The organism is Nocardia abscessus, from assembly GCF_015477775.1.
Taxonomy (GTDB): Bacteria; Actinomycetota; Actinomycetes; order Mycobacteriales; family Mycobacteriaceae; genus Nocardia; species Nocardia abscessus_A.
This window is the reverse complement of record NZ_JADLQO010000048.1, coordinates 1-2,062: the sequence shown is the minus strand read 5'-3', so window position 1 is coordinate 2,062 and position 2,062 is coordinate 1. Positions and strand designations below refer to the sequence as shown.

Below are 2,062 nucleotides of genomic sequence, written 5' to 3'. Positions count from 1 at the left end.
GCTCGGCTTGGTCGAGGATGTCGATGTCGCCGATGAGGGTGTGGGGGTTGGTGGCGATGGTGGTGAGGATGCGTTGGAGGCGGTGGCCGAGGGTGTGGATGGTGGGTTCGTCGAAGAGGTCGGTGGCGTAGGTGAAGATGGTGTCGAGTTCGGCGGGGGTGCCGTCGGGGTGGTGGTGGGGGTGGATGTTGACTTGGAGGTCGAATTTGGCGGCGACGGTGCCGGTGTCGAGGGTGGTGATGGTGAGGCCGGGTAGGTGGAGGGTGGGTTGTTCGTTGTTCTGGAAGGACAGGACGACGGTGAAGAGGGGGTTGTGGGTGGTGGCGCGGCCGGGGGCGACGATTTCGACGACGCGTTCGAAGGGGATGTCGGCGTTGGCGAAGGCGGCGAGGTCGGTTTCGCGGGTGTGGTCGATGAGGGTGGTGAAGGGGGTGGCGGCTTCGACGCGGGTGCGCAGGGTGAGGGTGTTGACGAACATGCCGACCAGGTCGTCGAGGGCGCGTTCGCCGCGGCCGGCGATGGGGGTGCCGATGGCGATGTCGGGGTCGCCGGACAGGCGGGCCAGTAGGACGGCGAGGGCGGCGTGGATGACCATGAACAGTGTGGAGTTGTGTTCGCGGGCCAGGGTGGTCAGGGCGTGGTGGATTTCGGGGGTGAGCGCGAAGCCGGTGTTGGCGCCGCGCATGCTGGGTGTGGCGGGGCGGGGGCGGTCCAGGGGTAGTTGGAGTTCGCCGGTGAGTCCGTCGAGTTGGGTGCGCCAGTAGGCGAGTTGGCGGGCGGCGACGGAGGTGGGGTCGTCGTCGGTGCCGATGACCGAGCGTTGCCAGAGGGCGTAGTCGGCGTATTGCACTTCCAGGGGTGCCCAGCGGGGGGAGTTGCCGCCGAGGCGGGCGAGGTAGGCGGTGACCAGGTCGCGGGCCAGGGGTGCCATGGAGGCGCCGTCGGCGGCGATGTGGTGGGCGACGACGGCCAGGAGGTGTTCTTCGGGGCTGGTTTCCAGCAGCAGCGCGCGGACGGGGACTTGTTCGGTGACGTCGAACCCGGTGGTCATGAGTTCGGTGATCTGGGTGATCGGGTCGTGGGTGGTGGTGAGTTCCAGGCCGGTGGGCATGGCTTCGGCGACGGTGAGGATTTGCTGGAACGGTAGTGCGCCGGGTCCGCCGGCGGGGTAGCGGGTGCGGAGTGTTTCGTGGCGTTCGAGGACGTCGGCCAGGGCGTGGCGCAGGGCGGAGACGTCCAGGGCGCCGCTGAGCCGGATCGCCATGGGGATGTTGTAGGCGGGGGAGGCGGGGTCGAATTGGTTGAGGACCCACATGCGTTGCTGGGCCAGGGACAGGGGGATGGGTTCGCTGCGTTCGGTGCGTTCCAGCAGCGGGCGCCGCCCGCCGCCGGCGCCGGGTACGACGCGTGCGGCCAGCGCGGCCACGGTGGGGGCGGCGAACAACTCGCGTACGGCGAGGTCGGCGTCGAGTGCTTCGTTGATCCGGGCGACCACGCGGGTGGCCAGCAGTGAGTTGCCGCCGAGGGCGAAGAAGTCGTCGTCGAGGCCGATGTCGGTGCCGCCGAGCAAGCCGGCGAATACTTCGGCGACGGCCTGTTCCACTGGTGAGCTCGGTGCCCGGAACACCGCCGTGGACAAGAATTCCGGGGCGGGCAGGGCGCGGCGGTCGAGTTTCCCGTTCGGGGTCAGCGGCAGCGTGTCGAGCACTACTACCGCGTCGGGGACCATGTAGCCGGTGAGGAACTCCGAGACCTGGGTGCGCAGCACCGACGCGTGCAGGCTGGTGCCGGCATCGGCGACGACGTAGCCGATCAACCGGTCCCCGGCGTGCTCGTCGTCGCGTACCAGCACCACCGCTTGACTGACCCCCGGACACCGCAGCAGCGCCGCTTCGATCTCGCCGAGTTCGATACGGAACCCCCGCAACTGCACCTGCTGATCACCACGCCCGGCGTACTCCAAGGTGGCCTGACCGCCGAAACCGACCCACCGGCCGATATCGCCGCTGCGGTACATCCGCGAGCCCGGCGCACCGAACGGATTCGCCACGAACCGCGTCGC

The 2,062-nt window shown here is 69.2% G+C and carries 1 protein-coding gene; it reads right to left on the bottom strand.

Annotation, left to right across the window (positions count from 1 at the left end; all coding sequences use genetic code 11):
- The coding region (locus IU450_RS39155) for a condensation domain-containing protein (RefSeq protein ID WP_228835759.1) at positions 1-2,062 on the bottom strand (2,062 nt) is incomplete at both ends.